This window comes from Streptomyces sp. ME02-8801-2C (assembly GCF_033793965.1).
Taxonomy (GTDB): Bacteria; Actinomycetota; Actinomycetes; order Streptomycetales; family Streptomycetaceae; genus Streptomyces.
The window spans coordinates 797835-821155 of sequence record NZ_JARAXP010000003.1 but is presented as its reverse complement, the minus strand read 5'-3'; the positions used below and the strand labels follow the sequence as shown (position 1 = coordinate 821155).

General features: G+C 71.1%; 17 protein-coding genes. 5 read left to right on the top strand and 12 right to left on the bottom strand.

Annotated elements, in window-relative coordinates:
* The first annotated feature begins 237 nt into the window (after positions 1-237).
* Together PV396_RS12610 and PV396_RS12605 are read left to right on the top strand one after the other, a co-directional pair.
* Positions 238-864 (top strand): hypothetical protein, encoded by a 627-nt coding sequence (locus PV396_RS12610; protein ID WP_319203725.1) that lies wholly within the window; start codon positions 238-240, stop codon positions 862-864.
* Between the two features lie 144 nt (positions 865-1008).
* Positions 1009-2742 (top strand): hypothetical protein, encoded by a 1734-nt coding sequence (locus PV396_RS12605; RefSeq protein ID WP_319203723.1) that lies wholly within the window; start codon positions 1009-1011, stop codon positions 2740-2742.
* Between the two features lie 68 nt (positions 2743-2810).
* Here the strand turns inward: PV396_RS12605 and PV396_RS12600 are convergent, their stop codons facing one another.
* The 12 genes from PV396_RS12600 to PV396_RS12545 form a co-directional block, all read right to left on the bottom strand.
* Positions 2811-3476 (bottom strand): cutinase family protein, encoded by a 666-nt coding sequence (locus tag PV396_RS12600; RefSeq protein WP_319203721.1) that lies wholly within the window; start codon positions 3474-3476, stop codon positions 2811-2813.
* Positions 3477-3557: 81 nt separating this feature from the next.
* Positions 3558-4847 (bottom strand): PucR family transcriptional regulator, encoded by a 1290-nt coding sequence (locus PV396_RS12595; RefSeq protein ID WP_416071383.1) that lies wholly within the window; start codon positions 4845-4847, stop codon positions 3558-3560.
* 71 nt (positions 4848-4918) lie between these two features.
* A complete protein-coding gene (locus tag PV396_RS12590) occupies positions 4919-5860 on the bottom strand; it encodes an alpha/beta hydrolase family protein (protein WP_319203719.1) in 942 nt (313 codons plus the stop codon).
* Positions 5861-5891: 31 nt separating this feature from the next.
* Positions 5892-9926, bottom strand: coding sequence for a type I polyketide synthase (locus PV396_RS12585; RefSeq protein WP_319203717.1), 4035 nt, complete (start codon positions 9924-9926; stop codon positions 5892-5894).
* Positions 9923-11668: a fatty acyl-AMP ligase gene (locus PV396_RS12580; protein WP_319203715.1), complete on the bottom strand. Its 1746-nt coding sequence runs from the start codon at positions 11666-11668 to the stop codon at positions 9923-9925. Before PV396_RS12580 ends, PV396_RS12585 begins: the two co-directional genes overlap by 4 nt.
* Before the next feature lie 60 nt (positions 11669-11728).
* The gene (locus tag PV396_RS12575; protein WP_319204086.1) at positions 11729-13291 is read right to left on the bottom strand and encodes an acyl-CoA carboxylase subunit beta; all 1563 of its coding nucleotides are present in this window, start codon (positions 13289-13291) and stop codon (positions 11729-11731) included.
* A gap of 164 nt (positions 13292-13455) precedes the next feature.
* Positions 13456-14337 carry a metal ABC transporter permease gene (locus tag PV396_RS12570; RefSeq protein WP_319203713.1) on the bottom strand — a complete coding sequence of 294 codons (882 nt, stop codon included), beginning with the start codon at positions 14335-14337 and terminating at the stop codon, positions 13456-13458.
* Entirely contained in the window at positions 14334-15176 is an 843-nt protein-coding gene (locus tag PV396_RS12565) for a metal ABC transporter ATP-binding protein (protein ID WP_319203710.1), read from the bottom strand. The genes PV396_RS12570 and PV396_RS12565 overlap by 4 nt, the downstream gene beginning before the upstream one ends.
* Complete coding sequence (locus PV396_RS12560) at positions 15173-16108, bottom strand: metal ABC transporter solute-binding protein, Zn/Mn family (protein WP_319203708.1); 936 nt, start codon at positions 16106-16108, stop codon at positions 15173-15175. Before PV396_RS12560 ends, PV396_RS12565 begins: the two co-directional genes overlap by 4 nt.
* A 202-nt stretch (positions 16109-16310) precedes the next feature.
* Positions 16311-17456, bottom strand: a complete 1146-nt coding sequence (gene dgoD, locus PV396_RS12555; protein WP_319203706.1) for a galactonate dehydratase — start codon at positions 17454-17456, stop codon at positions 16311-16313.
* A 247-nt stretch (positions 17457-17703) separates the two neighbouring features.
* On the bottom strand, positions 17704-18471 hold the full coding sequence (locus PV396_RS12550; protein ID WP_319203704.1) for an SDR family NAD(P)-dependent oxidoreductase: 768 nt from the start codon (positions 18469-18471) through the stop codon (positions 17704-17706).
* Positions 18468-19553 (bottom strand): LacI family DNA-binding transcriptional regulator, encoded by a 1086-nt coding sequence (locus tag PV396_RS12545; RefSeq protein WP_319203702.1) that lies wholly within the window; start codon positions 19551-19553, stop codon positions 18468-18470. Before PV396_RS12545 ends, PV396_RS12550 begins: the two co-directional genes overlap by 4 nt.
* A gap of 501 nt (positions 19554-20054) precedes the next feature.
* On the opposite strand from PV396_RS12545, the gene PV396_RS12540 reads away from it, so the two are divergent.
* From PV396_RS12540 to PV396_RS12530, 3 genes are read left to right on the top strand one after another with little or no spacing between them, the layout of a single operon-like run.
* Positions 20055-21401, top strand: a complete 1347-nt coding sequence (locus PV396_RS12540; protein ID WP_319203700.1) for an extracellular solute-binding protein — start codon at positions 20055-20057, stop codon at positions 21399-21401.
* A complete protein-coding gene (locus PV396_RS12535) occupies positions 21398-22444 on the top strand; it encodes a sugar ABC transporter permease (RefSeq protein WP_319203698.1) in 1047 nt (348 codons plus the stop codon). Before PV396_RS12540 ends, PV396_RS12535 begins: the two co-directional genes overlap by 4 nt.
* Positions 22444-23265: a carbohydrate ABC transporter permease gene (locus PV396_RS12530; RefSeq protein ID WP_319203695.1), complete on the top strand. Its 822-nt coding sequence runs from the start codon at positions 22444-22446 to the stop codon at positions 23263-23265. Before PV396_RS12535 ends, PV396_RS12530 begins: the two co-directional genes overlap by 1 nt.
* Positions 23266-23321: the final 56 nt, after the last annotated feature.

Sequence of the window (23321 nt, the reverse complement as noted above, 5' to 3'; positions counted from 1 at the left end):
CACTCCCTTCCACGACGAGGAGGCGAACAGAACCGAACAGAAGGAGTCGAGCTGACGGCATGCTTGATGACAAAAATGAACACGTCAAGATGGTGCGCAAGTTCCGTTGTGCGGAGAGGACTTGCGCAGTTCATTGACGTGTCCGAAACATGTGGCTAGCCTCCGGGCAACCTGGGAAAGCGCTTTCAGGACGCCGTCGTCCCCTACCCGACGGCTCATCCCCCCACAGGAGCCCCCATGAGTTCACAGTCGACCTCGCAGCGAGCGCCCTGGCGTGCCAAGGCGGTCGTGGCCACCCTGGCAGCCGCGATGCTGGCAGGCCCCGGCATCGCACAGGCGGCCCCGCAGCCCGTCCCGGCCGCCGGGGAACGGGCGGCGGCGGCCACCATCACCTGGTCCCTCGTGCGCGCGAGCAACCCCACGGCGGACCAGCAGTCCGCATACAACCTCATCACCACCGCCATGAACGCCGCCGTGGCCCGCTACAACAACCTCAGCGATCTCGGCAAGACCATCACCGTCCGCTACGAGCCCGGCGTCCCCACCGCCGACGGCAACCTCAACGGCACCATCCGCTTCGGCAGCAACCGCAGCTACATGAGCGAACGGACCGCTCTGCACGAGATCGCCCACACCATAGGTGTCGGCACCAGCTCGGGCTGGTCCTCCCTCGGCGGCAGCGGCACCTGGACCGGCGCACAAGCCACCGCGCTTGTACGGCAGTTCGACGGCTCGAGCGCCAAAATCTCCACCGGCGGCGGCCACTTCTGGCCCTACGGCCTGAACTACGACAACGAGTGGTCCGGCACGGCGGCCGACCGCCACGTCCGAATCGTCGCCGCCATGAAGAACGACGGGCTGTAGACGACGGCTGTGGACGACGGGCTGCAGGCGGCGAGAACAGCGGCGGCAGGAACCGTTGGTGCCTGATGACAAAGGCGCCGACGGGAGCTGCGTTCTTGTGAGCACCGCCCGATCGCACGGGCCGGGCGGTCCTACGGTCCCGCTATGGATACGAGTCGCAGCAGAGGAACACCCCTGAAGGGGCTGCGCGGCACCGCGCTCGCGGTGCTGCTCACCACCGGAACGCTCACCGCGGTGGCCCCGGAGGCGCACGGGGACAACGTGCGCACCGAGGCCCCCGTGGCGTCGTCGAACCCGGCCGCCGCCGGGGTGACCGAGACGGTGGTCCGCGTGAAGGCACCGCTGCCGGCCTCCTTCGGGGCCAGGCCGGCCGCGTGCGACTGGCTGTCGTACCTGCGCTACCGCTCCTCGGCCGGACCCGCCGACTCGGCCGACGCCGACCGGATCCTCGTCGCCCAGCCGGGCATCCTGGAAGGCGCCGGGGCCTTCGACAGCGTCGCCCGCAACACCGTGACGCGCGCCGCCGCGCAAGGCCGGCACATCGAGTTCTGGGCCCTGGACCGGCGCTCCAACTGCCTTGAGGACCACACCGGAACCGACTCCGGCGACCAGCACACGGCCGTCGACTACTACTACCGGGGCAAGCAGGTCGCGGGCCGTACGTTCGCCGGATTCGCAGGCAACGACAAACTCGGGTGGATGGCGAGGCTCGGCATCGAGCAGACCGTCCGCGACCAGTACACGCTGCTGACCGCCGAACTGCCCGACCAGGGCCTGCGCGAGCGGAAGGTGCTGTGCGGCGGGCACTCCCTGGGCGGTGTGATCACCGGGTACTTCGCGGTCGCCGACTTCGACGGCAACCCCGCCACCACCGCCGACGCCGGACACCGCCAGTGCGCGGGCTACTTCGCCCTCGACACGACCGTCTCCACCTCGCTCGCCGACCTGAGCGGCAGCATCCCGGACGACACCAACCTGCCCGACATCGGCCTCGGTTACGGCGTCGTCCAGGCGGGCCTCGACAGCGGACTGCTGCCGCGCTCGCTGTCCGCGCCGGTCCTGCTCAACGCCGAGACGATGACCCTGCTGGCCATCGCGGGCGTCGGCGCGCTACGGGATCCGGGCGGCGAGGCCGACCTGCCGTCCTATCTGCCGGCCAACGTCAACATCGAGGCGACGAACCGCTTCCTGTTCGCCAAGGACGCCGCCGCCTTCCTCACGGGTTCACCGGCGGTGAAGGACTTCCGGCTCACCAACGAGGCGGTGCTCGGCGCGCTCCTCGACGACAACTCCGTACCGCTGGCCTTCCTGCAGAGCAGCGTGGGGTTCTTCGACGGCGGGCCGATCGTGGACAAGTCCTTCCCCGTCGCCAACGGCGGCGACCAGCAGCCCGGGCTGTTCGGCACCGCGTACAAGGCCATCCCGGACCGGCCGCACGGCACGCTCTACGGCTGGCGCAACTACGACCGTGTGGGCGATCCCGACGACCCCGGGTACCGGTCGGCGGACGGGACGCCGTTCACCGGCGCGGGCAAGGAGGTCACCGACATCCAGGAGCTGGCCCGCAGCCTCGCCGCGCAGCCCCTCGACTTCACCGAGCAGTACTTCCCGACCAAGCTGGTCACCGACCTCGAACTGTCCACCTCCCCGCAGGTCAAGCGGCTCGTCGTGCACCCGGAAGGGCTCACCGCCAACCCGACGCTCACCGTCCTCGCGGGCGACGGACTGCTCGCGGGCCGCGTCCCCGCCGACCTCGATCCCGTGATCGCCGACGGCTACCAGCACCTCGACGTCCTGACGGCGGCGCCCACACAGAACAACGGCCGCCCGGAGCCCGTCTCCACGAGCCTCACGGAGTTCGCGCGCGATCCCCAGTAGCTTCCTCAGCTTCCTCCCATGGAAGAAGGGCCCGGGAGAGTTCTCCCGGGCCCTTTCCCTTCCCTTTCTCAGACCTTGCCGGCCGTGAAGTCCGCCGCCGCGCCCGCGTTCGCGGTGTAGCCGAGGTGGGCCAGGACGTCGCCGCCGCCGTTCTCGCAGATGGGGTCACCCTTGGCGCAGAAGTCGATGGTGCGGCTCTGGTAGGTGCCGGTGACGCTCTTGCCGATGGCCCGGATCGGGTTGCCGAACAGCAGCACCGCGGCGACCTTCCGCTCCAGCGCGGCCGGAATGGTGGCCACGATCGGGCTGCCGACCACCGCGCCGGCGCTGCTGATTCCGATGGAGTTGTCGACGACATTCGCGCCCTGCGAATAGCCGACGAGCACGAAACGCTGGTTCGGGCACGCGGTCGACTGGCTCCTGACGTGGTTCACCAGATCCGAATTGCCCTGTGCGGCCGAGGTGAGGGAAAGGTCCGCGGGATAGTTCACCTTGTAGCTGGAAAGGCTTTTGCCCGTCAGTTTCCGCTGGAGCGCGGAGAACACCGGATCGCCGACGATCGCGCCGAGCGAGCCCGGTTCGAAGGTGCCGCGAGCTGCGACGACGTCGATGTCCGAACAGGCTGCGGCGGGAGCGGCGGCGGGAGCGGCGGCGGTGGCCGCGGGGGTCGAGAGGGTGGTCAGTCCGGCCCCGCCGACGAGTGTCAACGCGGCGAGGCAGAAGCGGATACGCATGGGGGATCCTTTGCGGGTGGGGCGCGTCAAGCGCCTATGAGAAAGGACTTCCCGAACGTATTCGTGTTGCCGCACCGGGTGTTATGGACGGGAATTCAGGAATTCCTCGCCGTTTTGTGCCGACGTGAGTGCCAGGATCAGATCGAGGCGGGTGGCCGGGTCGTGCAGGGCCGCCTCGCCGAAGACCTTCTCCAGCTGACGCAGCCGATAGCGGACCGTCTGCGGATGGACGTGGAGGCGGGCGGCGACATCGGGCACGTTGCTGCCGCTGAGCAGCCACGCGAGCAACGTCTCCGCGAGCCTGCCGCGCTGCTGCTCCGAGACCGCGTCCAGGGGAGCCAGAACGCGCGCCCTGAGCAGATCGAGCATGGGTTCGTCGCTGTGCAGCAGCAGGGTCGACAGATGGTCGACGCAGCGCACCACCCCCTGCCGGGGGAGTATCCCGCGCCCCATCAGCCACAGGGTGCGGGTGGCCCAACGCAGCGATCTGGCGGCCTCGGTGAGCGGAACGGAGGGCCCGATCGCCGCCGGCCGGCCCCGCAGCGAGAGAGGGAACGCCCGGCCGCCGAAGCATCCCGAACCGTCCGGGTCGGGCACCACCATCCGCGGCGGCCGGGACTCCAGGTCCACGAGGGCTCCGGCGGCTGCGGGCGGCCGTTCCTCCTCCCGCTGGTCCGGCGAGGCCGCGAGGACGACCACCGCGACGTACGGCGGTACGGTCCACCGGGCGCCGTGCGCCAGGTCCCGCACCGCCTCCGGGGACACCGGCCCCTCGCCCAGCAGCAGCCCGAGCAGCCGCGCCCGGCGGCGTTCCAGCTCGTCCGCGCTGTGCAGCTGCCCTTCCGCGTATCCGGCCGCCGCCGCCTCGGCGACCTCGTGCACGGTCCGGAACGCCAGTTCGCCGAGCGCGGCCATGACCGAGGAGTCCAGCCCCAGTTCCTCCGTCGTGCGGCCCAGCAGCCGCCAGGCGTGCAGCCCGCCGACCCGCAAAGCGGACTGCAGGGTCTCGAGGCTGTGGCCCTCCAGGGCCTCACCGCGTCCCAGCTCGTGGTAGATCGCGGTGATCGACTCGCCCCGGTGGCGCGGATCGGCGATGTGGTCGACGAACAGGGTGAGCGCCTGCACGACCCCCGACCTGAGGTGCGCACGGTCCGTTCTGTCGGCCGACCGGGCGGCGTACTCCGGGACCTGTCTGCGTACCTCCTCCTCCACCTCGTCGGCGACGGACTCCAGCTCGTCCCGCAGCAGTTGGACCAGTTCGGGCGGCACAGCGGCGGCGCCGTGGCCGTCCGGTGCGCCGCGCGGGGCGGGGGTCGCCGCCAAAGGCCCTCCATTCACCCGCAGACGGCTCACCCGTGGGCTGTTACCCATGGGGTGAGGGACGAGTCCTGGGTTGGACGGGCGACCCCTCCGTTCCGTTCCGTGCCCCGACGGTACCGGCCTCACGCCGGTATCCCCAGCGCACCGGCGAGCATCGGCCACGACGCGCGGAACTCCCCTTTCCAGAAGGCCCAACTGTGTCCCCCTCCCGGGTAGTAGTGGGCCGTGACCGGGACGCGCAGCAGCGCGAGCGTGTCGGTGAAGGCGTGCGCGGACAGCCACAGGGCGCTCTCCAGCGCCTCGGGCAGCCAGTCACCGGTTCCGCCGACGACCCCGCTGCCGCTGGAGACGTACAGGGGGGTGCCGCGCAGCCCCTCGGCGCGGGCCCGCGGGTTGAAGTCGCGCCAGGTGAGGAGGTCCAGGAAGGGACTGCCCCAGAGGGAGCGGGGCGCCAGGTTCTCGCGGGCCACGATGGCGTCCACGAGCGGCGGCACACCGGGTGCGGTGGTGTCGAGGATGCCGCTGTACGAGGCCGCCGCCGCGAACATGCCCGGATGGCGTGAAGCGTGCGCCATCGCGCCGTAGCCGCCGGTGGAGACCCCGGCGACCGCCCGGACGCCGGAGGCCCGGTACTGACGGGCGAGCATCGCGGGGACCTCCGTGAGCTGGAAGGTCTCGTAGTCGGGGCCGCCGCGCCACGCGGTGGGAATGCCGGTGGGTCCCGCGTCGGGCATCGCCACGATCAGGTTCCGGCCCTCGGTGAAGGCCTCGATGTCCGTCTCCCGGGTCCAGGACGTGTAGTCGTCGTGGGCGCCGTGCAGGAGGTAGAGGACGGGGTACGTCCGCCCGGGCTGCGTGCCGAATCCCGACGGCAGGATCAGCCGGACGGGCGCGCTGCGGCCCAGGGCGGGGGACGCCACGGAGACGTCCAGGGTGCGGGCGGAGAGCCGGGTCACGGCGTGGGCGGTGGCGGTTCTGGTGCCGAGCAGAGCGGTGAGCCCGACGGCTGTCGCGGCCTTGGCGGCGGTGCGGCGCGACATTCCGGGGGTGCGGTGGTGGGACATGGCGGCTCCTCGTCTTCCGGGTCCTGCGGCTTCAGCGGCTCTGCTCGTCGAGCGCGCGCCGCAGATGGGCGGCGATCTCGTCGACGTACGGCGGGTCGAGCAGCGACAGATGGTGGCCGGCGACCCGTACGACGGTCAGTCGCGGGCACACCTCGTCCCAGCCGAGCGCCTCGTCGTCCCGTTCGTACGCCGGGTCGCGCACGGTGTGCGGAGCGGGCTCGGTGGCCCGGTACAGGACCACCGGCCCGTCGTAGGGCTTGGGGCAGTGGGCCTCGCCGATCCGCAGGTCCAGATAGGAGGAGCGCTGATGCTCCAGGACGGCGGGCGGTACGTCGGCCGCCTCGCGCAGGGCTCGCAGCACGGTGTCGATGCGCTCACCGTCGTCGTCCATCGCCGACAACTCGGCGTACGGGAGCCGAAGTCGGACCCCGTACGTGTCGGCGACATGGCGGGCGAAGCCCGTGAAGTGGGCGCGGATCCGGTCGGCCGGGGTGTCGCCGGGCCGGGGGAGCGGCCGTACGGAGTCGAGGAGCGCCACGAGCCCCACGTCACGCCCGGCGGCGGTGAGTTGTCGCGCGGTCTCCTGGGCGACGAAGCCGCCGAAGGACCAACCTGCCAGCAGGAGAGGCCCGTTGGGCTGGGCGGCGGTCATGACCTCGGCGTAACGGCGCGCTTTCTCGGCCACGGTACGGGCGTCCGGGAGCCGTTCGAGTCCGTACACCGGGCGCTCCCCGCCGAGCCGTTGGACGAGTGCCCGGTAGACGTCGGTCGTGCCGCCGGCGGCGTGGAGGAGGAAGAGGGGGGCCAGGGAGCCGGTAGCACGGAGGATGCGGTGTGGAGCGGGCAACTCCCGCTGGGCGAGGGCCTGTTCGATGTGCTCGGCGACCGACGAGACAGTGGTGGAGTCGCCGCCGAGCAGTTCGCGCAGGGGCAGCTCGATTCCGAACTCGCCTTCCAGGGCGGTGCGGATGCGCACGGCCATCAGGGAGTCCAGGCCGAGGCCGGTCAGGGTCGTGGAAGGCGTGATGCGGGACGCGGAATGGCCGGTGACGGCGGCGATGTGCTGCCGCAGACGGCCGGAGACGGACGTGTCCGGCGCGTCGCACTCCTGCGTCGGCGCTGCTGTCGTGGTCGTCGTGTTTGCCGTCGTCGAGCGTCCGTCCGTCCACCAGTGGCGGACGTGCCGCCAGCGCGGTGCGGGCAGGTCGATCACCCGGCCCGGCGGCATCGGCAGACGCGCACCCGCGCAGTACAGGGCGCCCACCTGGGCCAGGAACCCGGCGGAACTGTCGGCGTCGCGGCGCAGGGTGCCGATGGCGAGGGCGCCCGGCGCGGTGTCGAGGACGGCCCGGGTCAGGACCGGGTGGGGCGAGATCTCGACGAAGGCGGTGTGGCCGTCGGCGGCAGCCGCCGCGACCGCCCGGTCCAGGCGCACCGGACGTCGGAGGTTCGCGGCCCAGTGGGCGGCGTCGAACAGGGAGTCGTCGTGCGGGTCGTCCAGGACGGTGGAGTAGACCGGGACCCGGGGACGGTTGCCCCGGAGATCGGCCAGGGCGTCGGTCAAGTCCGGCAGCAGCGGCTCGACTTGGGGTGAGTGCCCGGCGCCGACGACCTGCAGGGCGCGAGCGGTTCGGCCCCGCTGCTCCAGGTGTCGCAGGAGCCGGGCCACAGCCGACTTCTCCCCGGTGACGACCTTCTGCCCGGGTGAGGAGTGCACGGCGACACAGACGCCGGGGAATTCCCTTTCCAGGGCTTCGAGTTCGCCGTCCCCGATGTCGACGACAGCCATGGCGCCGCCGCGCAGTCCACTGAGCAGCCGGGCCCGCACGGTGACCACCCGGGCGGCCTCCGACACCTCCAGCGCGCCCGCGCACACCGCGGCGGCCACCTCTCCCACGGAGTGGCCGATGACGGCGGCGGGCTCGACACCGTACGAACGCCACAGCTCGGCCAGCGCCAACTGGAGCCCGAACAGCACTGGTTGGGCGACCTCGAGGCGGTCGAGATCGCCGCCGTGCGCCAGGTGCTCGTACAGGGAAAGCCCGCACTCCGGGGCGATCTGCGCGTCGAGTTTCTCCACGGCGGCGGCGAAGGCGGGTTCCTCGGCGAGCAGCCGACGCCCCATACCGACCCACTGGCTGCCGTACCCGGAGAACAACCACACGGGCCCTCGCCCCACGAGATCCCGCTCACCGGTCACGATCCGCTCGTGCGGAAGGCCCCGCCCCAACGCCCGTAAGCCTGCGGCCAGTTCGGCGTGGTCCTGGGCCACGACCGCGGCACGCACCGTCCCTCGCCCGCCGCGCCCGGCGAGGGTGCGTGCCACGTCGGCCGGGTGAGCCGTGTGCCCCTCGGGGGTGCCGAGCCAGTCGGCGAGCCGGGTCGCCGTGTCCCGCAGACGGACGGTGTCGACGTCGGAGAGGAGATGGAGACGGGCGACCGGGCCCTCCTCCCGGGACGGCGGAAGGGTGTCGGCGGGCCGCCATTCCTCCAGTACCGCATGGGCGTTGGTGCCGCCGAACCCGAACCCGGACACCCCGGCGGTGGCGGTACCGCCGTAGCGCGGCCATGGCTCGCACTCGGTCACCACGCGCAGTCGCCCGCCCTCGTCCAGGGAGCTTCCGGCCGCGCAGTGCAGGGTCGGCGGAATGGTGTCGTGGTGCAGGGCGAGGACCGTCTTCACCAGCCCGGCGATGCCCGCCGCCGACTCCAGATGGGCGAGGTTGCCCTTGACGGAGCCCAGCAGCAGCGGCTGGTCGGGATCGCGGCCCGCGCCGAGCACGGCACTGAGCGCGCCCGCCTCGATCGGGTCGCCGAGCGGGGTACCGGTTCCGTGTGCCTCGACATGGTCGATGTGCGCCGGGGCGAGCCCCGCCCGGGCGTACACGGTCGCCAACAGGGCTTTCTGGGCTGCGGGATTGGGTGCGAGGAGGCCGTTGGAACGGCCGTCGGAGTTGACGGCCGTGGCACGGATGACCGCGAGGACGCGGTCGCCGTCCCGCTCGGCGTCCGACAGGCGTTTCAGCAGCACGGCCGCGCATCCCTCGCCGCGCCCGATGCCGTCGGCCGCCGCCGAGAACGGCTTGCACCGCCCGTCCGGTGCGAGGGCCCCGGCCCGCCGGAACGCCACGGTGACCGTGGGCGACAGCAGCAGGTTGACCCCGGCGGCGATCGCCGTGTCGCTCTCGCCCGTGCGCAGGCTGACACAGGCGTGGTGCACGGCGACCAGCGAGGACGAGCAGGCGGTGTCCACGGCCATGCTCGGCCCCCGGGTGTCCAGGACGTACGCCAGCCGTCCCGCCGTCACGCTCAACGCCCCGCCCGCGGGCGCCCAGGGGTCGACGGTCGCCGCGTCGGCGCCGGTGAGCGAGCCGTACTCGGCGGCGGAGACCCCGACGAAGACACCGGTGGCGCTGCCGGCGAGGGAAGCGGCCGGGACGGCGGCATGGTCGAGGGCCTCGTGGACGACCTCCAGGAGGATCCGCTGCTGCGGGTCCATCACGGCGGCCTCGCGCGGGGTGACGCGGAAGAAGTCCGCGTCGAACCCGGCGATGTCGTCGAGGTAACCGCCGTACAGGGACGCGTCCTTGGGCGGAAACGCGCCGAAGTCGCGCCACCGGTCCTCGGGCACCCGCCGGACGGCGTCGACGCCGTCGACGAGCAACCGCCAGTAGTCGCGCGGCCCGTGCACACCACCGGGCAGCCGACACCCGACGCCGATGACCGCCACGGGCTCGTCGGACGAGGCCGGGGGAGAAGTCGGCGAGCCCACCGGAGCCACCCCGGTCCCGGTCTCCGGTCCCGTTCTTTCTCCCTCTGCCGTTTCCGGGCGGCAGAGATACGCCACCAGGGCATCACCGGTGGGCGCCTCCCACAGCAGCGTCGCCGACAGTTCCCGGCCTGTCGCCCGTGAGAGCTCCCCGGCGAGCACGACCGCGTCCCGTGACGACATGCCGAGGTCCGCCAGCGGCCGGTCCATGGGCGCGTCCTCAATGGCCGTACCGTGCCACGCGGCCACCCGCTCGGCGACCAGCCGGCGCAACCGGGCCTCGTCGGCGCCCCTCACGCGGCCGGCTCCGGCGTATAGGCACCCTCCAGATAGCGCCGCCGGGTCAGCGCCCGGGCCACCTTTCCGCTGGACGTACGGGGTACGGTGCCCGGCGGCACGAGGACGACATCGGCGAGCCGCAGCCCGTGGCGTGCCGAGACGGCCGCGCGCACGGCATGCCCCAGCCCGACGACGTCGATCTCCGCGAGGCTGATGCTCCGCGCGTGCTCGGCCACGACGACCACCCGCTCGCCCGCGTCGCCCGGCACCCCGAACGCGGCCAGCCGGTCGCGTCGCACGGCCGGGTCCGCGTCCTGGACGGAGGCCTCCACGTCCTGCGGATAGTGGTTGCGGCCGTCGACGACGATGAGGTCCTTCAGCCGGCCGGTGACGATCAACTGCCCGTCCAGGAAGGTCCCCAGGTCGCCGGTGCGCAGCCAGTGGCCGCTGCCGTCCGTGCCGTCGGCGAACGCGGCGCCGAAGACCCGCCGCGACTCCTCCTCCCGACTCCGGTAACCGCGCCCCACGTTGGGCCCCTGCACCCAGATCTCGCCGATCTCTCCCTCGGCCAGCCGGGCGCGGGACACGGGGTCGGCGACCCGGACCAGTTGCCCGGCCGGAGTACCGCAGCCGACCAGCGTCAGGGCTCTGGGATCACCGGCCGGCGCGGGCAGGGCCTTTCCGGCGGCGAGGGCGTCACGGTCGAGCGCGAACCGCCTCAGCGGCTCCCCGGGCCGGGCGGCACTGACAAACACGGTGGCCTCGGCGAGCCCGTACGACGGACAGTGGACGTCCGGCGCCAGCCCCTGGGCGGCGAAGGCGGCGTGGAAGCGGTCGGCGGTGGCGGCGCGGACCGGCTCGCTGCCGTTGAGCAGCGCGGCGACCCCCTCCAGCCGCAGCTCCCGTTTCTGGGCCTCGGTGACGGCCGAAGCGCAGTAGTCGTAGGCGAAGTTGGGCGCCGCGCTCAGCGCACGCGGATGCGCGGAGAGCAGCCGCAGCCAGCGCACCGGTTCCTGCAGGAACGCGGCGGGATCCATGAGCACCGACAGCATCCCCCGTACGACCGGAGCGGCGACACTCAGGACGAGCCCCATGTCGTGGTACAGCGGCAGCCAGCCCACACAGGTCGCCGGACGCTCGTCCAGACCGTAAGCGGCAAGCGCCTGACGGGCGTTGGCGACGACATTGCCGTGACTGATCTCCACGCCGGCCGGAGAACGGGTCGAACCGGACGTGTACTGGAGATAGGCGATGGCGTCGTCGTCCAGGTAGATCGGCGTCAAGTCCTCCACAGTGTCCGGTACTTGATCCACGGCGACGATCCCCACGGCCTGACCGGCACAGAAATCCCGCACATCACCCATGACATGACTGGTCGTCAGAACGACAGCCGGGGATGCGTCGTCCAGCACCGCCGCGAGGCGGTCGCCGTGGCCGGGCAGACCCGGCGGATACAGCGGCACGGCGACGAGCCCGGCCGTGAGCGTTGCCAGGAACGCGGTGACGTACTCCGTGCCCTGCGGACACAGCAGCGCGACCCTGCTTCCGGGCGCGGCCTCTTCGGCGAGCCGAGTCGCCAACGCCCGTACCCGCAGGTGCAGTCGGCGCCACGTCAGGGTGCGATGGATGCCTCGTGAGTGCGGGGCGGGATGGTCGACGAACGTGAACGCCCGGCGGTCGGGGGTCGTTTCGGCCCAGTGCCGGACGTACTCCGGCAGACTCCGGAGGGCGGGGGCGAGCGGGGGGAGGGGACTGTCCATCGGGGATGGCTCCTCACATCGCGGAAAAGGGACCCCAGAGGCTCAGAGGGGCCCAGAGGCTCAGAGGGGGATGTTGCCGTGCCTGCGCGACGGCATCGGGGCGCGCTTGCCGCGCAGGGCGCGCAGGGCGCGGACGATGTGGGTACGGGTGTCGCGCGGGGCGATGACGGCGTCCACGTACCCGCGTTCGGCGGCCAGGTAGGGCGTGCCGTGCGTGCTCTCGTACGCGGCGACGAGACTGGCCCGCAGCGCCTCCGGGTCGGCTGCGGTGGCCAGTTCGCGCCGGTGCAGGACGCCCACCGCGCCCTCGGCGCCCATGACGGCGATACGGGCGGTGGGCCAGGCGAGGTTGATGTCGGCGCCCAGATGCTTGGAGCCCATCACCGCGTACCCACCGCCATACGCCTTGCGCACCACCACGGTGACCTTCGGGACGGTCGCCTCGGCGTACGCGTACAGCAGTTTGGCGCCGCGCCGGATGATCCCGGCCTGCTCCTGACGGACACCCGACAGATAACCGGGGACGTCGGCGAAGGTCAGCAGCGGAATGCCGAACGCGTCGCAGAACCGCACGAACCGCGCGGCCTTCTCCGAGGCGTCGATGTCGAGGACACCGGCCGCGTGCAGCGGCTGGTTGGCGACCACCCCGACCGAAGAGCCCTCCACCAGGGCCAGCGCGCAGATGATGTTCGGCGCGAACAGCTCCTGCACCTCGAGGAGTTCACCCCCGTCGACGACCGCGCGCAGGATCTCCCGCATGTCGTAGGCCTGTCCGAGCCGGTCCGGCACCACCTCGTCGAGGCACACGTCGGTGGGCGCCTCCGCGGGCGCGTACTGCGGGGGTCGCTCCAGGTTGTTGGCGGGCAGATACGACAGCAGGTCCCGTACGGTGTCGAGGGCCTCGACCTCGTCGGCCGCGAGGAAGTGGGCGTTGCCGTTGACGGAGTTGCTGGTGCGGGCGCCGCCCAGTTCCTCCGCGCTCGCGCGTTCCCCGGTGACCGCCTCGATGACGTCGGGGCCGGTGACGAACATGTGCGAGGCGCCGTCCACCATCACGGTGAAGTCGGTGATGGCGGGCGAGTAGGCGGCCCCGCCGGCACACGGACCCAGCACGACCGAGAGCTGGGGAATCACCCCGGACGCCTGGACGTTGCGGCGCACCAGCTCGGCGTACAGCGCGAGTGAGGCGACGCCCTCCTGGATACGGGCGCCGCCGCCGTCGTTGAGCCCGATCACCGGACAGCCGGTCTTCAGCGCGAGGTCCATCAGGGCGATCGTCTTCTCGCCGAAGGCCTCGCCCATGCTCCCGCCGAAGACCGTGGAATCCTGGGCGAAGACACAGACGGGACGCCCGTCGACCGTGCCGTAGCCGGTGACCACCCCGTCCCCGTAGGGGCGGCGCGCGCCGTCCGTGGTGGACCGCGCCCGTACGTACAGTCCGGTCTCGGTGAAGGACCCCGTGTCCAGCAGCAGGTCGATCCGCTCCCGGGCGCCGTACTCCCCACGTCTTCTCGGCCCGCCCTCCGCCAGCGCCCGTGTCCGACGGCTCTCCAGCACGGTGATGCGGTCGGCGGTGCGGTCGGGCAGGCCCGTTGCCCAGGATGTTGTCGCCTCTAGGGTCACAGCCACCTCCGAAAGTGGCTTTCGAATATGGCAGCGCCGGACGAGGGGACCGGGTCAATCACCGTTCTGTGTGCGTGAGGTGAGTCCCGAGGGACCTCGGTTCGTCCGTGCGTGACAACGCGAGTGACAGGGGTGGTGTCAGGGTTCGGTGCAGGGGGGTGATGTCACGCGGGCTGCGGGACCACCCTCCTGTCTCCCCACCGCCGGGTGCGGTAGGCCCCGGCCACCCGGCACAGGGCGTAGATCGTGAACGAGATCGTGGTGACGTACGGGCTGATCGGGATGGAGCCGCCCAGCGCGAGGAGGATGCCGCCCTCGATGGAGAGCACGGCGAAGACCACGCTGAGCAGCGGCAACAGCACCGGGGACGCTGTCACCCGGGCGGCGGCCGCGGCGGGCGTGACGACGAGCGTCAGGACCAGCAGCGCACCGACGACCTGGACGGACAGGGCGACGGCGAGGCCGAGCACGATCATGAAGACGAAGGACAGTCCGCGCACCGGCACCCCACGGGCCGCGGCCACATCCGGGTCGGCGCTGGCGAAGGTCAACGGCCGCCAGATCACGGCCAGGGCGACCAGTACCAGGGCGGAGGTGCCGAGGAGCCAGGCCATCTGCGGGGTGTCGACGGCGACGATCTGCCCGGTGAGCAGCCCGAACTTGTTGGCCGCCCGGCCCTTGTAGAGGGCGAGGAAGAGCACACCGAGCCCGAGACCGAACGGCATGAGGATGCCGATCGCCGAGTTGCGGTCGCGGGCCCGCGCCCCCAGGAGACCTATCGCACCGGCCGCGAGGAGCGAGCCCGCGATCGAGCCCGCCACGATGTTCACCCCCAGCAGCAGGGCCGCCGACGCGCCCGCGAACGACAGCTCGCTGATGCCGTGCACCGCGAAGGGCAGATCGCGCATGATGACGAAGACCCCGGCCAGACCGCCGACGAGGCCGAGCGCGACACCCGCGATGAGGGAGTTGCGGACCAGCGCGAGCAGCTCGCCGTAGTTCTCGAAGCTGAAGATCTGGTGCCAGACCCCCTCGGCGAGCGTCATCGGAATACTTCCTCGGTTCGGAGAACGGTGTGCTGGGTGTGGTGCGGGGGTGCGGCCGGGCCGTCGGGGACGCCGACGACCACGACCCGGCCCTGGACGCGGATGACGTCGACCCGGGTGCCGTACAGCCGCGACAGCGACTCGGAGGTGAGCACCTCGTCCGGTGTCCCGATCCGGTGGCCGCCCGGCGCCAGGTACAGGACGCGGTCGACCAGGCCGAGCACCGGGTTGATCTCGTGGGTCACGAACACCACGGACGTGCCGTGGGAGCGGCGGCGGGCGTCCACGAGTTCGGTGACGGCCCGCTGGTGGTTCAGGTCCAGGGAGAGCAACGGCTCGTCGCAGAGCAGGACGCGCGGGTCGGTCGCCAGGGCCTGTCCGATGCGGACGCGCTGCCGTTCACCGCCGGACAGCATGCCGAGGGGGACATCGGCGTACGCGGTGGCTCCGACCGAGGCGAGGATCTCGTCGATCCGGCGGCGGACGGCGCCCGTGCGCAGCCGGGGGCCGAAACGGTGCCCGTCGATACCGAAGCGCACGAGATCGCGGGCCCGCAGCATCGCCTGCGCGGACACCTCCGCCTGCTGGGGGACGTACCCGAGATGCCGTCCGGCCTCGCGCGGGGGGCCGCCGAGGACGGTCAGTGTCCCGGCGGACAGGGGCTGCCGGCCCAGCAGGGCCCGTACGAAACTGGTCTTGCCGGATCCGTTCGGCCCGAGCACGGCCAGGAACTCTCCCGGCCGCACATCGAGGTCGAGGCCCCGCCACACCACACGGGCGCCGTACGACAGTTCGGCGCCACGCAGGCTGACGACGGGGGCCGGGGCGGGCCGGCTCACTTGGCGAGCGCGTTCGCGAGCGCGTCGACGTTGGAGGTCATCCAGCCGAGGTAGTCCTTGCCCGCAGGCAGGGTCTCGGTCACCGGTACGACGGGGATGCCGGCCGCCTTGGCCGCGTCCTTGGACTTCTCGGTCTGCGGGCCGGAGGTCTGCTCGTTGTAGACCAGCGCCTTCACCTGCTTGCCGCTGAACACCGCCAGCGTGTCCTGAAGGACCCTGGGGGAGACGTCGTCGCCCTCCTCGATGGCCTCGCTGAACGCGGCCGGCGTCTTGTTGACCAGGCCGCTCGCGGTGGTCAGATAGAGCGGCACGGGCTCGGTGATGGCGATGCCCTCACCGGCGTGCTCCTTCTTGATCTGGGCTTCCTTCGCCTCGAGTGCCGTGAGCTTCGTCTTGAAGGCGTCGGCGTTCTTGGTGAAGAGGGCGGAGTCGGCGGTGTCGGCCTTGCCGAGGGCGGCGGCGATCCGGTCGGCGATCCTTGCGACGGTGGGGAAGTCGTACCAGACGTGCTCGTTGAGCTCGCCGCCCTTCGGGGCGGTCTTCCCGGAGACCTCGACGGCGTTGATGACCTCGGCGGAGGAACCGCCGCTCTTCAGCATCCGGTCGACGAAGTCGTCGTAGCCGCCGCCGTTCTCGACGACGACCTTCGCCTTGGACAGGGCCAGCTGGTTCTGGGTGTTGGCCTCGTAGGAGTGCGGGTCCTGGTCGGGGTCGCTGATGATCGACGTGACGTCGACCTTCGCGCCGCCTATCTGCTCGACGATGTCGCCGTAGACATTGGTGGAGGCGACCACGGCGACCTTGGACGAGGCGACCGGTTCCTGTGCGCCGCCCTTGTCACCGCCGGAGTCCGACGAACTGCCGCACCCCGCCAGGAGGGCCAGTGAGGCGCCGGTGATCAGGGCGAGGCGCCGGGACGGGGACGGGGACATGGATCCTCCACGACAGGGGGTGGTCAGAAAGGGTGTATGCGCCACAGTAGATGGAAATGAATGTCAAAAACATGGCTGAATCCGATCGATATGGAAACCATTGCCAATACTTGACGCGTCGTTCCCGTCGGCACACACCTGACGCACCCGGCCCGGACCGGACACCGCGCGTTGCGCCCGTCCGGCCCTGACCTGCCCCTTCCTACCAGGAGGCGAGTGAGCCGTCCGTGTTCCGCCAGACGGGGTTGCGCCAGCGGTGGCCGCGCTCGGCGGCGGCCCGTACGGCGTCCTCGTCGATGGTGATGCCGAGACCGGGTGCGGTCGGCCGGTCGATGTAGCCGTCGCGGAACGTGAACGGGGTGGTGTCGGCGAGGTAGTCCAGCAGTCCGCTGCTGTCCCCGTAGCCGATGCCCAGCGCCTGCTCCTGGATGAGGAAGTTGGGGATCGCGAAGTCGAGCTGCAGACTGGCCGCGAGGGCGATCGGGCCGAGCGGGCAGTGCGGGGCCACCATCACGTCGTACGCCTCGGCCATCGCGGCGATCCGGCGGCTCTCGGAGATGCCGCCGGCGTGGCTGATGTCGGGCTGGGCCACGGCGATGCCGTCGGAGAGCACCGAGCGGAAGTCCCAGCGGGAGTAGAGACGCTCGCCGGTGGCGATGGGGATGGAGGTGGAGCGCACCACGGCGCCGAGGTCCTGGGAGAACTCGGGCAGCACGGGCTCTTCGACGAAGAGCGGCAGCAGCGGCTCCAGGAGGGGCAGGACGCGGCGGGACATCGCCCCGCTGAACCTGCCGTGGAAGTCCAGCGCCAGATCGCGCTCCGGTCCGATGGCCTCGCGGACCGCGGCCACTCCGTCCACGATGGCGTTGATCGCGGCGGGCGTGGCGAGCGGTTCCAGCTGGCCGCAGGGGTTGAGCTTGACCGCGGTCATGCCCTTGGCGACCTGCGCGGCGGCCGATTCGGCCAGCTCCTCGGGCGTTTCACCGCCGACCCAGCCGTAGACGCGCACCCGGTCGCGCACATGGCCGCCGAGGAGCTGGTGGACGGGGACCCCGTGGGTCTTGCCCGCGATGTCCCACAGCGCCTGGTCGATGCCGGCCAGGGCGCTGTTGAGGACGACGCCGCCACGGTAGAAGCCGCTCTTGGCGAGGTACTGCCAGTGCTCCTCGATCCGGGCCGGGTCCTGGCCGAGAAGGTAGTCGAACATCTCCTCGACGCAGCGGGCGACGGTGTGGGCCTTGCCCTCGACGATGGGCTCGCCCCAGCCGGAGATGCCCTCGTCGGTGTCGACGCGCAGGAAGAGCCAGCGGGGTTCGACGAGGAAGAGTTCGTATCCAGTGATCTTCATGGGAATGGACCTCCGGGTCCTGTGCGGTGTGCGGCCTGGTGCGGGCCGGGGGAGGGGCGGTGAGCCCGGTGGTGGGGCGGCGGGCAGGGGGGACTGCCCGCTCGGGGGTGCGGAGTGGTGTCGGGGCGGGGGAGGACTGCCGGGGGACGTGCGAGGGCGGGGTGCGGCGGTCGGCACGTCGGGTCGTCGGTCCTCGGGGGAGCGGGCGGGGTGGCCGCCCTGTTCGCGACGGGTGGGAACCGGTGGCCTACTCCTGGGAGCTGATACTGCGGCCACCGTCCACGAGCAGGTTCTGGCCCGTGACGAAGGCGGCGTCCTCGGATGCGAGGAAGGCCACGGCGGCGGCGATGTCCTCGGGGACACCGAGCCGTCCGACGGGGGTCCGGGTGACGGTCTGCGCCTTGTAGTCCTGGGGCACCCCGGCCCACAGGGCGGTGACCACGGCTCCGGGCAGGACGGCGTTGAACCTGATCTGGCCTCCGTACTCGACGGCCAGCTGGCGTACGAGGGCGTCGATGCCGCCCTTGGCCGCCGCGTACGCCGGGTAGCCCCGGAAGCCGATCGCGGCGTGCACGGACGAGGTGATCACCACCGCGCCCCTGGCCGTTCTCAGCAGGGGCACAGCGGCCCGGACTCCGTAGAACACCGAGTCGAGGGAGAGCCGCAGCTGGTCGTGCCAGGAGGTGTCGTCCAGTTCATGGGCCGGTCCGTGCAGGTTGCGGCCGGCGTTGAGGTGCAGCACGTCCAGGTGCCCGGTCCAGGACTCGGCCTCGGCGACGGCCTCGGTCCACTGGTCCGGCGAGGTGGCGTCGAGGGGCCGGTCCCGTGCCGCCCCGCCCGCCGCGCGGATCTCCTCGGCCACGCGCCGGGCGCCCTCGGCGTCCACGTCGGTGACCAGGACGGACGCTCCCTCCGCCGCCAGTCGATGGGCGGTGGCCGCCCCGATGCCGGAGGCGGCGGCGGTGAGCAGTGCCGTACGGCCGGCGAAACGCGCCGGTGCGGCGGCGACGGTCATGGGGTTCCTCCTGTCCCTGCTCCTGTTCGAGATTCCGGTCCTGTTCCGGCTTCCGCTCCTGCCGGTCGGGCCGTGGAGGCGCGCAGCACCAGCCCCGGCTCGGTCGGTACGACGACATCGCCGACCGCCCTGCCCTCGATACCGCCCACCAGGGCGTCCACCGCGGCGGTGCCCAGCTCGTACAGGGGCATCGCCACCGTGGTCAGCGGGGGGTGGAGGTGACCGGCCACGGGCAGGTCGTCGTTGCCGACCACGGAGATGTCCTGCGGGATCCTGAGGCCGAGTTCCCTGATCGCGGCCATGGCTCCGATCGCCTGTGCGAGCGAGCTGGTGTAGAGGGCGGTGACCGGTCCCCGGCCGTCGGCGGGGCGCAGCAGCTCCCGCGCCGCGGACCCGCCGCCGTCCTCGGTGAAGTCCCCGGACGCGACGGGAGCCGCCTCCAGGCCCAGTACGTCGGCGTGCCGCAGGAACGCCTCCTTGCGGACCTCACTGGGGGTTATCCCGTGCGGACCCGCGATATGGCCGACCACGCGGTGACCGAGGCCGTACAGATGGTCGAGCGCCATCACGCTGGAGCGCGCCACGTCCATGGTGACGTTGCGCCCGGAGCCCTCGACGGAGCGGTTGAGGAAGACATGGGGGACCGCGCTGCGGCTCAGCGCGTCCAGCAGGGGGTGACCGGGGCGGGCCGAGGCGATGAGCAGTCCGTCGACCCTGCCCTCCTGCACCAGGTCGTGGAAGGACTCGTCGGCCTCCTGCCCGTCGAAGTCCTCCGCGAGCAGGGAGAGGTAGCCCAGCTCGCGGGCCCGCTGGTAGGCACCGCGGGCGATGGTGACGTACGTGGGGTTGGCGAGGGCGGGGACCAGCAGGGCCAGCGCGTGGGTGCTGGCGCCGGCCAGAGCCCGGGCGCCGGAGTGCGGCCGGTAGCCGAGTGCCTCCGCGGCCTCGTGGACCCGCCGGCGCGTCTCCGGCCGTACGGACAGGTCCTGTCGGCCGTTGAGCACCTTGGACACGGTGGCCTTGGAGACCCCGGCCGCGTGTGCCACATCCACGAGCTTGGCCCGGACGGGCTGTTCCGGCACGTGCTCCCCCTCTCGGTGGGCGTCGCCCTGGTCCGCTGTGCGGGACTCGGAGTGACGTGTTCTGGCCTCTTGACACTTTCTGGAAACGCAACTTAACGTTCGCGAAAGTTCCAGTCAACCGGTTTCCTCGGACGGGAATAAGCGACAAGCCTTACCGGAATCTCTGGAATCGGTCATATCGATACAGCTGGATGTCGGCCACAGTTGACTCCGCGTCAACTGCGGTCGAGGAGTCTCCCCGGGCTCACCGTGTACGCGACCACCGTCGCACCCGCGGTCCCCTGCCACCCGTGCACGCACTCGTTCACGCAGACGGATGCGCCCGGTCAGGAACATCTCGCACCACGGCGAGCGAGCCGGTGTTCCACCGGCCGCCGTGCTCCCCATAGCTCGTCCCCCGCGGCAGCCCCTCCTGTCGCGATGGCCCCCTCGTATGTCCCGTAGCCGCCGTACGTCCCGCAATCGCGTACGTTCCGCCCCGAAAGGCCTATCAGCATGCCTATGTCAACGACGACATCCCTCGACAGACGGCGCTTCCTCGCCCTCTCCGCCACCACCGCGCTCGCCGCGACCGGTCTGTCCGCCTGCGCCGGCTCGGCCGGCACCAGCACGAGCGGATCCGGCGGCGGCAAGACGACCCTCACGGTGATGACGGTCGAGAACGAGTGGGACAAGAAGAGCCTCAAGGCCGCCGAAGACGCGCTCGGGATGAACATCAACGTCATCCTCTGGGACGCCACCAAGCTGAACGCCATGCTGGCCGCGAAGAACGCGCCCGACGTGGTCCGCGGCTTCGGCGCCACCGAGACCCCGTACTTCGCCGCTCGCGGCCTGATGACGGACCTGGACCCGTACTTCGCCAAGAGCTCGGTGCTGAAGGACTCCGACCTCGCTCCGGTCAACGACGTGTGGCGCTACGACGGCAAGAAGCAGGGCGCCGGACCGCGCTACGGCATGGCCAAGGACTACTCCCAGGACTCCATGTTCTGGTACCGCACCGACATGTTGGAGGCCGCCAAGCTCGACGCGCCCAGCGCGACCGAACCGATCTCCTACGACGAGTGGCTGGACCTCGGCAGGAAGCTGGTCCAGCGCCGCTTCGGCAAGGTCAAGGTGTACGGCCTGAACGCCACCGGCATGGGTGTCTTCCCGCAGCTCATGGGCATGACCGCCTCCGCGGGCGGCAGCGTGTTCGCCGAGGACCTGGCCACGGTGGACTTCACCTCCCCGGAGGCCCGCAAGGCACTGCAGTGGTACCTGGACTACGCGAAGGCCGACATCGGCCCCAGCGTCATCAACCCCAACCCGGACGGCTGGGACGGCCCCACCTACCAGGCCAACCGGATGGCGATGAGCTGCAACGGCTACTGGTTCGGCGGGCTGATAGGCGCCGACCCCAAGCTCGCAGGCGTCTCCCGCTTCGCGCCCGCGCCGCAGCTCGGCGACCACCGCGTCAGCTCCTGCTTCGGCGCCACCGGCTTCTGGATCCCGAGGGACGCCAAGAACAAGGACGCGGCCTGGAAGTTCTTCGAGTGGTACTTCGGCGGCCAGCCCGCCCAGGACCGCGCCGCCAGCGGCTGGGGCATCCCCTCGCTGACATCCCTGAACGCGAAGATGCCGCAGACCAACGCCTTCCAGAAGCAGGCGTTCCAGGTGCAGCAGCAGGAACTGCCGCACTTCTCCGTCATCAGCTTCACCCCGTACGCCCAGCAGGCCGCCCTCGAGGGCGTGCTGACCAAGGTCCTGCCGGGTGCCGTGAAGTCCGGCACCCCTGCGGGCAAGGTCGCCGACGAACTCAACTCGCGGATGAACGAGCTGCTCGCCCAGGGCAAGGAGCTCGTGGGGTGAGTATCGAACAGATCACCGCGCCGGGCGCGCCGTCCCCCTCCGGGGAGACGGCCGCCCGGCCCGGGCCCCGCCGCCCCGGCGCGCAGGCCGGTCGTCGATCCCGCTCGCTGACCACCCGCCGCGCCTTCTCCTTCTACGTGTTCGCCGGCCCCTGGATGCTCGGCTTCCTGGCCCTGACCGCGTTCCCGCTCGGCTACGCGTTCTGGCTGAGCCTGACCAACTCCGACGGGCTGTCGAACAACTCCCGCTTCGTGGGCCTGGCCAACTACCGCGAGGTCTTCTCCGACCCGGAGACGATGTCCTCCCTGGCCCGCACCGGCGTCTTCACGGCGATCACCGTGCCGCTCACCATCGTGGCGGGTCTGCTGCTGGCGATACTGGTCAACCAGCCCATCCGGGCCCGCGGTGTGTTCCGCACGCTGCTGTACCTGCCGGCGGTCGTCCCGCCGGTCGGCGCCGCCCTCACCTTCAAGCTGATCTTCGACCGGGACTCGGGTGCGGCCAACGGCGCGCTGGACGCCCTGCACATCGACGGTGTGAGCTGGCTGACCGACCCCTATGCCCGCTGGGTCCTGATCAGCCTGACCCTGTGGGGCGCGGGCAACGTCATGATCATCTCGCTGGCGGGGCTCCAGGACATCCCCAAGGAGATGCACGAGGCCGCCCGCATGGACGGCGCGAACGCCTGGCAGACCTTCACCCGCATCACCGTGCCGCTGCTCTCGCCGGTGCTGTTCTTCCAGGTCATCACCGGCATCATCGCCGCCGTGCAGAGCTTCCTGCCGCTGCTGATCTCGCTGGACCCCACCCCCAGGGGCGTCACCGCGGTACCCGAGGGCAACTACCTGTTCATGATCCACGTGTTCGCCCAGTACTTCGCCAACGGCCGTTACGGCTACGCGTCCGCGATGCTCTGGGTGCTGTTCCTGATCATCGTCGCGGTGACCTTCCTCGTCTTCAAACTCAGCAAGGGCGCGGTCTTCTACGCCGTCGACCCGGAGCCGGCCAAGCCGTCCCGGCCCCGCACGATCGGAGGCAAGTGATGGTGTTCCCCCGCAGAAGTGCCGTCTACATGCTGCTGGTCGGCGTCGTCGTCCTCTTCCTGGGCCCGTTCGCCTGGCTGCTGGACACCGCTCTGAAGGCACCCTCCGAGCTGCGCGTGCTGCCCATCCACTGGTGGCCGCACCACCTCAGCCTGAACAACTTCCGGGACGCGCTGACCCAGATCGACTACCTCGGCTACGCCCGCAACTCCCTGACGATAGCCACCCTCTACGCCGTCCTGGTCACCCTCGCCTCGGCGTGGGCGGGCTACGGTTTCGCCCGTCTCAACGCGCCGGGCAAGCGGGCCATCTTCAACGTCCTGCTGTCGACGATGATGCTGCCGCAGGTCCTCACCCTCATCCCCACCTATCTGCTGTTCGCCAAGATGCACCTCACCAACACGTATGTGCCGTGGGTGCTGTGGGGCCTGTGCGGAGCGCCGTACCTGATCTTCCTCTTCCGGCAGTTCTTCTCGAACATGCCCAAGGAACTGGAGGAGGCCGCGATCGTCGACGGCTGCGGACAGGTCCGTATCTTCTGGCGGATCTTCCTGCCGCAGTCCTGGCCGGTCATCGCCACCAGCCTGATCCTGTCCTTCAGCTGGACCTGGGGCGACTACATCGCGCCCGCCCTGCTGCTCGACGACAACCACACCACCCTCGCGGTCAAGCTCGCCTACGGATACACCAACGAGCACGGTGCGCCGCTGTGGAACCTGGTCGCCGCGGGCGCGGTGATGTACGTCGTCCCGGTGCTGGCGCTGTTCCTGATCATGCAGCGGGGCTTCGTCGCCGGCGTCGCCACCTCCGGACTCAAGTAATCCCCTTCACCAACGCACCTCGCAGCAAAGGAACTTCGCATGACGGACACCCAGGC

Bases quoted from the DNA above. Each gene is read 5' to 3' on its own strand.
- dgoD (WP_319203706.1), bottom strand. From the start codon at position 17,456: ATGAAGATCACTGGATACGAACTCTTCCTCGTCGAACCCCGCTGGCTC.
- PV396_RS12550 (WP_319203704.1), bottom strand. From the start codon at position 18,471: ATGACCGTCGCCGCCGCACCGGCGCGTTTCGCCGGCCGTACGGCACTG.
- PV396_RS12605 (WP_319203723.1), top strand. From the start codon at position 1,009: ATGGATACGAGTCGCAGCAGAGGAACACCCCTGAAGGGGCTGCGCGGC.
- PV396_RS12570 (WP_319203713.1), bottom strand. From the start codon at position 14,337: ATGACGCTCGCCGAGGGGGTCTGGCACCAGATCTTCAGCTTCGAGAAC.
- PV396_RS12580 (WP_319203715.1), bottom strand. From the start codon at position 11,668: ATGGACAGTCCCCTCCCCCCGCTCGCCCCCGCCCTCCGGAGTCTGCCG.
- PV396_RS12590 (WP_319203719.1), bottom strand. From the start codon at position 5,860: ATGTCCCACCACCGCACCCCCGGAATGTCGCGCCGCACCGCCGCCAAG.
- PV396_RS12595 (WP_416071383.1), bottom strand. From the start codon at position 4,847: ATGGGTAACAGCCCACGGGTGAGCCGTCTGCGGGTGAATGGAGGGCCT.
- PV396_RS12610 (WP_319203725.1), top strand. From the start codon at position 238: ATGAGTTCACAGTCGACCTCGCAGCGAGCGCCCTGGCGTGCCAAGGCG.
- PV396_RS12530 (WP_319203695.1), top strand. From the start codon at position 22,444: ATGGTGTTCCCCCGCAGAAGTGCCGTCTACATGCTGCTGGTCGGCGTC.
- PV396_RS12540 (WP_319203700.1), top strand. From the start codon at position 20,055: ATGTCAACGACGACATCCCTCGACAGACGGCGCTTCCTCGCCCTCTCC.
- PV396_RS12560 (WP_319203708.1), bottom strand. From the start codon at position 16,108: ATGTCCCCGTCCCCGTCCCGGCGCCTCGCCCTGATCACCGGCGCCTCA.
- PV396_RS12600 (WP_319203721.1), bottom strand. From the start codon at position 3,476: ATGCGTATCCGCTTCTGCCTCGCCGCGTTGACACTCGTCGGCGGGGCC.